General features: G+C 64.0%; 6 protein-coding genes and 1 pseudogene. 6 read left to right on the top strand and 1 reads right to left on the bottom strand.

Translation table 11 applies throughout. From position 1 onward, the window contains the following. Both rpoB and rpoC read left to right on the top strand, forming a co-directional pair. Nucleotides 1-1,286, top strand: a pseudogene (gene rpoB, locus H0W40_RS17360) (DNA-directed RNA polymerase subunit beta); the annotation flags it as partial. An 11-nt stretch (nucleotides 1,287-1,297) separates the two neighbouring features. Beyond that, the gene (gene rpoC / locus H0W40_RS17365; protein ID WP_292448730.1) at nucleotides 1,298-5,518 is read left to right on the top strand and encodes a DNA-directed RNA polymerase subunit beta'; all 4,221 of its coding nucleotides are present in this window, start codon (nucleotides 1,298-1,300) and stop codon (nucleotides 5,516-5,518) included. A 46-nt stretch (nucleotides 5,519-5,564) separates the two neighbouring features. Here rpoC and H0W40_RS17370 read toward each other — a convergent pair whose 3' ends face one another. Beyond that, nucleotides 5,565-6,023 (bottom strand): putative toxin-antitoxin system toxin component, PIN family, encoded by a 459-nt coding sequence (locus H0W40_RS17370; RefSeq protein WP_292448733.1) that lies wholly within the window; start codon nucleotides 6,021-6,023, stop codon nucleotides 5,565-5,567. A gap of 210 nt (nucleotides 6,024-6,233) precedes the next feature. On the opposite strand from H0W40_RS17370, the gene rpsL reads away from it, so the two are divergent. From rpsL to H0W40_RS17390, 4 genes are all read left to right on the top strand, one after another. Next, nucleotides 6,234-6,611 carry a 30S ribosomal protein S12 gene (gene rpsL, locus H0W40_RS17375; protein ID WP_292448735.1) on the top strand — a complete coding sequence of 126 codons (378 nt, stop codon included), beginning with the start codon at nucleotides 6,234-6,236 and terminating at the stop codon, nucleotides 6,609-6,611. A 187-nt stretch (nucleotides 6,612-6,798) separates the two neighbouring features. Beyond that, complete coding sequence (gene rpsG, locus H0W40_RS17380; RefSeq protein ID WP_292448737.1) at nucleotides 6,799-7,269, top strand: 30S ribosomal protein S7; 471 nt, start codon at nucleotides 6,799-6,801, stop codon at nucleotides 7,267-7,269. Between the two features lie 104 nt (nucleotides 7,270-7,373). Beyond that, nucleotides 7,374-9,476: an elongation factor G gene (gene fusA, locus H0W40_RS17385; RefSeq protein ID WP_292448739.1), complete on the top strand. Its 2,103-nt coding sequence runs from the start codon at nucleotides 7,374-7,376 to the stop codon at nucleotides 9,474-9,476. Nucleotides 9,477-9,624: 148 nt separating this feature from the next. Beyond that, on the top strand, nucleotides 9,625-9,751 hold a 127-nt coding region (locus H0W40_RS17390), incomplete at its 3' end, for a GTP-binding protein (RefSeq protein WP_292448741.1).

Below are 9,751 nucleotides of genomic sequence, written 5' to 3' on the forward strand. Positions count from 1 at the left end.
GTGAAGGCATCGTGCGCGACAAGCGGGCGCAGCAGATCATCGACGACGAGCTCAAGCGCTTCCGCCTGGACCTCAACGACCAGTTGCGCATCGTCGAGGCCGACGCTTTCGACCGCATCGAGAAGCTTCTCAGCGGCAAGCCGGCCAACGGCGGGCCCAACAAGCTCGCCAAGGGTCAAGCAATCGACAAGGACTATCTCGCGAGCGTCGAGAAGTACCACTGGTTCGACATCCGTCCGGCCGACGACGACATCGCCAATCAGCTCGAGAGCATCAAGAACTCGCTCGAGCAGACGCGCCACAGCTTCGACCTGCGCTTCGAGGAGAAACGCAAGAAGCTTACGCAGGGCGACGAACTGCCGGCTGGCGTGCTCAAGATGGTGAAGGTCTACCTTGCGGTCAAGCGGCGCTTGCAGCCGGGCGACAAGATGGCCGGCCGCCACGGCAACAAGGGCGTCGTCTCGAAGATCGTTCCGGTCGAGGACATGCCCTACATGGCCGACGGCACGCCTTGCGACATCGTGCTCAATCCGCTGGGCGTGCCCTCGCGGATGAACGTGGGCCAGGTACTGGAAGTGCACCTGGGCTGGGCGTCCAAGGGCATCGGCCAGCGCATCGGCGACATGCTGCAGCGCGAAGCGAAGATCGCCGAATTGCGCAAGTTCCTCGACGACCTTTACAACAAGTCGGGCGGCAAGACGGAAAACCTCTCGGCGCTCAGCGACGAAGAGGTGACCGAGATGGCCGGCAACCTCGCGCAGGGCGTGCCCTTCGCCACACCGGTCTTCGACGGTGCGGCCGAGAGCGAGATCCGCGCGATGATGCACTTGGCCTATCCCGACGACATCGCGGCGGTCAAGGGCCTGAACGCCACCCGCACGCAGGCCACCTTGCACGACGGCCGCACCGGGGACGCCTTCGAGCGTCCGGTGACGGTGGGCTACATGCACGTCTTGAAGCTGCACCACCTGGTGGACGACAAGATGCACGCCCGCTCGACCGGCCCGTACAGCCTGGTGACCCAGCAGCCGCTGGGCGGCAAGGCGCAGTTCGGTGGCCAGCGCTTCGGCGAAATGGAGGTCTGGGCCCTGGAAGCCTACGGCGCGAGCTACGTGCTGCAGGAAATGCTCACCGTGAAGTCCGACGACGTGAACGGGCGCACCAAGGTCTACGAAAACATCGTCAAGGGCGAGCACGCCATCGAGGCCGGCATGCCGGAATCGTTCAATGTCCTGGTCAAGGAGATCCGCTCCCTTGGCATCGACATCGAACTCGAACGCAATTAAGGAGAAGATGCATGAAGGGACTACTCGACCTTTTCAAGCAGTTCACGCCGGACGAACATTTCGACGCGATCAAGATCGGGCTCGCCTCGCCCGAGAAGATCCGTTCGTGGTCTTTCGGTGAAGTGAAGAAGCCCGAAACCATCAACTACCGGACCTTCAAGCCGGAACGCGACGGCCTGTTCTGCGCCAAGATCTTCGGTCCGATCAAGGATTACGAGTGCCTGTGCGGCAAGTACAAGCGACTCAAGCACCGTGGCGTGATCTGCGAGAAGTGCGGCGTCGAGGTCACGCAGACCAAGGTGCGGCGCGACCGCATGGGTCACATCGACCTGGCCGCCCCTTGCGCGCATATCTGGTTCCTGAAGAGCCTGCCGAGCCGCCTGGGCCTTGTGCTCGACATGACCCTGCGCGACATCGAGCGCGTGCTGTATTTCGAAGCGTACGTTGTCGTCGATCCGGGCATGACGGATCTGAAGAAGTTCTCGATCATGACCGAGGACGACTACGACACCAAGAAGCGCGAGCACGGTGACGAGTTCGTGGCGCTGATGGGCGCCGAAGGCATCCAGAAGCTGCTGTCGGAAATTGACCTCGACGTCGAGGCCGAGCGTCTGCGCGGTGACATGACCGGCTCCGAGCTCAAGGTCAAGAAGAACTCCAAGCGCCTGAAGGTCATGGAGGCCTTCAAGAAGTCGGGCATCAAGCCGCAGTGGATGGTGATGAACGTGCTGCCGGTGCTGCCGCCGGACCTGCGCCCGCTGGTGCCGCTGGACGGCGGCCGCTTCGCGACCTCCGACCTGAACGACCTGTACCGCCGCGTCATCAACCGCAACAACCGCCTGGCGCGTCTGCTCGAACTCAAGGCGCCCGAGATCATCGTGCGCAACGAGAAGCGCATGCTGCAAGAGGCGGTGGATTCGCTGCTCGACAACGGCCGCCGCGGCAAGGCCATGACGGGTGCGAACAAACGCGCGCTCAAGTCGCTGGCCGACATGATCAAGGGCAAAAGCGGCCGCTTCCGCCAGAACCTGCTGGGCAAGCGCGTCGACTACTCGGGCCGTTCGGTCATCGTGGTCGGCCCGACGCTCAAGCTGCACCAGTGCGGCCTGCCCAAGCTGATGGCGCTCGAATTGTTCAAGCCCTTCATCTTCTCGCGCCTCGAAGCCATGGGCATCGCCACCACCATCAAGGCGGCGAAGAAGGAAGTGGAATCGGGCACGCCGGTGGTCTGGGACATCCTCGAGGAAGTCATCAAGGAACACCCGGTCATGCTCAACCGGGCCCCAACCCTGCACCGCCTGGGCATCCAGGCCTTCGAGCCGGTGCTGATCGAAGGTAAGGCGATCCAGCTGCATCCGCTGGTTTGCGCTGCCTTCAATGCCGACTTCGACGGCGACCAGATGGCCGTGCACGTGCCGCTGTCGATCGAGGCGCAGATGGAAGCCCGCACGCTGATGCTGGCCTCTAACAACATCCTGTTCCCGGCCAACGGCGAGCCGTCGATCGTGCCGAGCCAGGACGTGGTGCTGGGCCTGTATTACGCGACCCGCGAACGCATTAACGCCAAGGGCGAAGGCCTCATCTTCGCGGATGTGGTCGAGGTCCAGCGCGCGCTGGACAACGACATGGTCGAGATCACCACCAAGGTGGCGGTGCGGCTGACCGAGCACGTCCTCGACAAGGAGACGGGCGAGTTCACCGTCGAGACCAAGCTGGTGGACACGACCGTCGGTCGCGCGCTGCTGTCGGAGATCCTCCCCAAGGGCCTGCCCTTCGCGCACATCAACAAGGCGCTGAAGAAGAAGGAGATCTCGCGGCTCATCAACACATCGTTCCGCAAGTGCGGCCTGAAGGAGACCGTGGTCCTGGCCGACAAGCTGTTGCAGGCGGGCTTCCGCCTGGCTACGCGTGCCGGCATTTCGATCTCGATCGACGACATGCTGGTGCCGAAGGAAAAGCCCGGCCTGATCCTGCGCGCCGAAAAAGAGGTCAAGGAGATCGAGCAGCAGTACATCTCGGGTCTCGTGACTTCCGGCGAGCGCTACAACAAGGTGGTCGACATCTGGGGCAAGACCGGCGACGAAGTCGGCAAGGTCATGATGAGCCAGCTAGCCAAGCAGAAGGTGACCGACCGCCACGGCAACCAGGTGGATCAGGAGTCGTTCAACTCCATCTACATGATGGCCGACTCGGGTGCGCGCGGTTCTGCCGCGCAGATCCGCCAGTTGGCCGGCATGCGCGGCCTGATGGCCAAGCCGGACGGCTCGATCATCGAGACGCCCATCACGGCCAACTTCCGTGAAGGCCTGAACGTGCTGCAGTACTTCATCTCCACCCACGGCGCCCGAAAGGGCCTCGCGGACACGGCGCTGAAGACCGCGAACTCGGGCTACCTGACGCGCCGCCTGGTCGATGTGACGCAGGATCTGGTGGTCATCACCGAAGACTGCGGCACCGACAACGGCATGGCGATGCGCGCCCTGGTCGAGGGCGGCGAGGTGATCGAATCGCTGCGCGACCGCATCCTCGGCCGCGTGACGGCGATCGACGTGCCGCACCCGGAAACACAGGAAGTGGTTGTGCCGGCCGGGCAGATGCTCGACGAGGACACGCTCGACATCGTCGAGGCGGCCAACGTCGACGAGGTCAAGGTCCGCACACCGCTCACCTGCCTGACCCGCTTCGGGCTGTGCGCCAAGTGCTATGGCCGCGACCTCGGTCGCGGCGGCCTGGTCAACACCGGTGAGGCCGTGGGCGTGATCGCCGCGCAGTCGATCGGCGAGCCGGGCACGCAGCTCACGATGCGCACCTTCCACATCGGTGGTGCGGCGTCACGCGCGGCGGTGGCTTCGAGCGTCGAGGCCAAGAGCGATGGCCACATCGGCTTCAACGCGACGATGCGCTACGTGACCAACGGCAAGGGCGATCTGGTGGTGATCTCGCGTTCCGGCGAAATCACCATCTCGGACCAGCACGGCCGCGAGCGCGAGCGCCACAAGGTGCCTTATGGCGCCATCCTGAAGGTCAAGGCCGACCAGCAACTCAAGGCGGGCACGGCGCTGGCCAACTGGGATCCGCTGACGCGCCCGATCATCACCGAGTTCGCCGGCAAGGCGAAGTTCGAGAACGTCGAGGAAGGCGTGACGGTCGCCAAGCAGGTCGACGAGGTCACGGGTCTCTCGACGCTGGTGGTGATCGACCCGAAGCGCCGCGGTGCCGCCAAGGTGATTCGTCCGCAGGTCAAGCTGCTCGACGTGGCCGGCAACGAGGTCAAGATCCCCGGCACCGATCACTCGGTGACGATCGGCTTTCCGATCGGTTCGCTGGTGCAGATCCGCGACGGCCAGGACCTCGCTCCCGGCGAAGTGCTGGCGCGCATCCCGGTCGAAGGCCAGAAGACGCGCGACATCACCGGCGGCCTGCCGCGGGTGGCCGAGCTGTTCGAGGCCCGCACGCCCAAGGACAAGGGCGCGCTTGCCGAAATGACCGGCACGGTGTCCTTCGGCAAGGAGACCAAAGGTAAGGTGCGCCTGCAGATCACCGACCCCGAAGGCACGGTGTACGAAGAGCTGGTGCCTAAGGAGAAGAACATCCTGGTGCACGAGGGCCAGGTGGTCAACAAGGGCGAGTCCATCGTCGACGGGCCGGCTGATCCGCAGGACATCCTGCGCCTGCTGGGCATCGAGGAGCTGGCGCGCTACATCGTCGATGAGGTGCAGGACGTCTATCGCCTGCAGGGCGTGAAGATCAACGACAAGCACATCGAGGTGATCGTTCGCCAGATGCTGCGCCGCGTGCAGATCACCAACGCCGGCGACAGCCACTACATCATGGGCGAACAGGTCGAGCGGGCGTCCCTGCTGGATGCGAACGACAAGCTGCGCACCGCGGGCAAGATGACTGCCACGCATGCCGACGTGCTGTTGGGCATCACCAAGGCCTCGCTCTCGACCGACTCGTTCATCTCGGCCGCTTCCTTCCAGGAAACGACCCGGGTGCTGACCGAGGCGGCAATCATGGGCAAGCGCGACGAACTCCGCGGTCTCAAGGAGAACGTGATCGTCGGTCGCCTGATCCCGGCCGGCACCGGCCTCGCCTTCCACCAGGCCCGCAAGGTCAAGGAAGAGATGGACGACGCCGAGCGACGCTCGATCGCGATGCAGGAGGCCGAGGAACTGGCCTCGTTGCAGCCGGTGGTGGCCGACGGCAATGGCGAGGATCCGCTGGCCTGAGGCTGGTGAGGGGCTTCGTTCGGAGGGCGGCTTCGGCCGCCTTTTTTTATGCCTGAGCGGGTGCTTTGGGAGTAGGCAGCTGGGCGTTCAGCGTGTGCCACGACCGCGGCGTGAGCACGCTGACGCGCCAGGCCGCCGCGCGCCGGGCCAGCCGAAGCAGCGCCCTGTCGCGGCTGATCAGCCAGGTGCAGCCGCGGTGTATCGCCAGATCGATGAAGACCTGGTCATCCGGATCGCCACAAAGGAGCAGGCCCCTTGGCGGCTCCTCGGAGTCGGTGCTTGCGAGTCGGTCCCAGGTGGCGGCCACGGCTGCGGCATCGGGCTGCCAGGGGGCGAAGCACGCGCGCGGCAGCACCTGCTCGAATTCCCGGCGCATCGCCGGTGTGGTGCGCCACACGAGCGCACCCGATTCGATTTGCTCAGCCAGGAGGGATGTCGCCGGATCACGAAAGACCAGCCAATCGAGCACGGTGTTGGTGTCGAGCACGGCGGTCGGTAAGGGCATGCTGGTCGGTCACCTTGCAGCTGAGGGTCAGCCCGAATATACTCACCGGCTTTTCGGTAGACTCTGCTGCGCTTCTTGCTGGGCGACCAGCCGGAGATATCCGGGCGAAGCCGCCTGGGGATTTTCGGTTCGAGTTCAACCCGATCGAGCCACCTAGCACGGTGCCCGGAATACCGAGTCACAGTAGCTTCAAACGGGAACAAGTTACCCATGCCAACCATCAATCAGCTCGTGACCAAGGGTCGCAAGACCGAAGTCACGAAGTCCAAGTCGCCGGCCATGCAGGGCGGTCCTCAGCGTCGGGGCGTGTGCACCCGTGTCTACACGACCACTCCGAAGAAGCCTAACTCGGCGCTTCGCAAGGTCGCCAAGGTGCGCCTAACCAACGGTTTCGAGGTCATCTCGTACATCGGCGGCGAAGGCCATAACCTGCAGGAGCACAGCGTGGTCCTCGTTCGTGGTGGCCGCGTGAAGGACCTCCCGGGCGTGCGCTACCACATCGTGCGTGGCTCACTCGACCTGCAGGGCGTGAAGGATCGCAAGCAGTCGCGCTCGAAGTACGGCGCGAAGCGGCCCAAGAAGGCTTGAGGCGGCCTTCGGGTCCGAAAGGCCCTGAAGCCGACCGGCGCCCGGTTCCTCCGTGGCGTCATTCATCGGCGCGCCGAGTGCGCGCCGTCCGCGGCGGGCTTTGCGCTCGCCGAGTAAGTGGATGCCCTGTGGGGGTGTCCGTGGTCCGGGCGAAGTCCGGTCCGACTGAAGCATAGAAGGAAGAGAAATGCCCCGTCGTCGCGAAGTCCCCAAACGCGAGATCCTGCCCGACCCGAAATACGGCAACGTCGATCTCTCGAAGTTCATGAACGTGGTGATGGAGTCCGGCAAAAAAGCCGTGGCCGAACGCATCATCTACGGCGCGTTGGAGCAGGTCGAGAAGAAGGCCCAGCGCGATCCGCTCGAGGTGTTCCTCACCGCGATCAACAACGTCAAGCCGATGGTCGAGGTTAAATCCCGCCGTGTCGGTGGTGCGAACTACCAGGTTCCCGTGGAAGTTCGCCCCGTACGTCGCATGGCGCTGGCCATGCGCTGGCTCAAGGAGTCGGCCCGCAAGCGCAGCGAGAAGTCGATGGCGCAACGTCTGGCCAACGAATTGCTCGAGGCCTCCGAAGGCCGCGGCGGGGCGATGAAAAAGCGCGATGAAGTGCACCGCATGGCCGAGGCCAACAAGGCGTTCTCGCACTTCCGCTTCTGACCCTCGGCGACCGGCGCTCTGCGCCGACGTTCAACGCCCGTCCCCGGCTGCCCGGCGCGATCTTCGATCCGCAGCGGGGCGGCCTTTGTATTTGGAGTGAGACCATGGCCCGCAAGACCCCCATCGAGCGCTACCGCAACATCGGTATCTCTGCGCACATCGATGCCGGCAAGACCACGACCACCGAGCGCATCCTGTTCTACACCGGCGTCAACCACAAGATCGGCGAGGTGCACGACGGTGCGGCGACGATGGACTGGATGGAGCAGGAGCAAGAGCGCGGCATCACCATCACCTCGGCCGCCACCACGTGCTTCTGGAAGGGCATGGACCTGACTTTGCCCGAGCACCGCATCAACATCATCGACACCCCCGGGCACGTCGACTTCACCATCGAGGTGGAGCGCTCGATGCGCGTTCTCGACGGCGCATGCATGGTCTATTGCGCCGTGGGCGGCGTGCAGCCGCAGTCGGAGACCGTCTGGCGTCAGGCGAACAAGTACAAGGTGCCGCGCCTGGCGTTCGTCAACAAGATGGACCGCACCGGTGCGAACTTCTTCAAGGTCTACGACCAGATGAAGACGCGCCTGAAGGCCAACCCTGTGCCCGTCGTCGTGCCGATTGGCGCCGAGGAAAACTTCAAGGGCGTGGTCGACCTGCTCAAGATGAAGGCCATTTTCTGGGACGAGGCCAGCCAGGGGATGAAGTTCGAGTACCGCGACATTCCCGCGGAGCTCCAGGCCGAGTGCGAGAAGTGGCGCGAGAACATGGTCGAGGCCGCTGCCGAGGCCAGCGAGGCGCTGATGAACAAGTACCTCGAGTCGGGCGAGCTGACCGAAGACGAGATCAAGCAGGGCCTGCGTCTGCGCACCATTGCTGCCGAAATCCAGCCGATGCTGTGCGGCAGCGCGTTCAAGAACAAGGGCGTGCAGCGCATGCTCGACGCGGTGATCGACTTCATGCCTTCGCCGATCGACGTGCCGCCGGTGCCGGGCCACGACGATGACGACAAGGAAGTGGTGCGCCGTGCCGACGACAGCGAAAAGTTCGCCGCGCTCGCTTTCAAGCTGATGACCGACCCCTATGTCGGCCAGCTCACTTTCGTGCGCGTCTATTCCGGCGTGCTGAAGTCGGGCGACTCGGTCTACAACCCGATTCGCGGCAAGAAGGAGCGCATCGGCCGCATCCTGCAGATGCACGCCAACCAGCGCGAAGAGATCAAGGAAATCCTGGCCGGCGACATCGCCGCCTGCGTGGGCCTCAAGGAAGTGACCACGGGCGAGACGCTGTGCGATCCCACGGCGATCATCACGCTCGAAAAAATGATCTTCCCCGAGCCGGTGATTTCGCAAGCCGTGGAGCCCAAGACCAAGGCCGATCAGGAGAAGATGGGCATCGCCCTGGGCCGCCTGGCGCAGGAAGACCCGTCGTTCCGCGTCAAGACCGACGAGGAGTCCGGCCAGACCATCATCTCCGGCATGGGCGAGCTGCACCTGGAGATCATCGTCGACCGCATGAAGCGCGAGTTCAGCGTGGAAGCCAACGTCGGCAAGCCCCAGGTCGCCTACCGCGAGACCATTCGCAAGGCGGTCTCCGACATCGAAGGCAAGTTCGTGCGCCAGTCGGGCGGCAAGGGCCAGTACGGTCACGTGGTGCTGAAGCTCGAGCCGCAGGAGCCCGGCAAGGGTTTCGAGTTCGTCGACGCGATCAAGGGCGGCGTGGTGCCGCGGGAGTTCATCCCTGCGGTCAAGAAGGGCGTGGAAGATTCGTTGCCCAACGGCGTGCTGGCCGGCTATCCGGTGGTGGACGTCAAGGTCACGCTGACTTTCGGCTCCTATCACGAGGTCGACTCGAACGAGAACGCGTTCAAGATGGCCGCGTCCTTCGGCTTCAAGGACGGCTGCCGCAAGGCCAGTCCGGTGATCCTCGAGCCGATGATGGCGGTGGAAGTGGAGACGCCGGAAGACTATGCCGGCTCGGTGATGGGTGACCTGTCGTCACGCCGCGGCATGGTGCAGGGCATGGACGACATGCCCGGTGGCGGCAAGGTCATCAAGGCCGAGGTGCCGCTGTCCGAAATGTTCGGCTACTCGACCACCCTGCGTTCGATGTCGCAGGGCCGAGCCACGTACACGATGGAGTTCAAGCACTACAGCGAGGCCCCGAGAAACGTGGCCGACGCGATCATCACTTCCCGAGGGAAGTGATCGTCGTCTCGTCGCGCGGCAAGCAAACTAGTCATTCAAGAGCCGGTCTTCGGCGGGGCGCCGTTCGCTGCCAGTGGCGAACGAAAAAGCCTTCCGCCGGAAACCTTAAACCGATCACTGGCACCGTTCTTTATCCGGAGATTTTGAAATGGCAAAAAGCAAATTCGAACGCACCAAGCCCCACGTGAACGTTGGGACCATTGGGCACGTTGACCATGGCAAGACCACGCTGACGGCGGCCATTACCACGGTGCTGAGCAAGCTCTTTGGTGGCG

It is taken from the genome of Methylibium sp. (assembly GCF_013817345.1).
In the GTDB taxonomy this organism is placed as follows: Bacteria; Pseudomonadota; Gammaproteobacteria; order Burkholderiales; family Burkholderiaceae_C; genus Methylibium.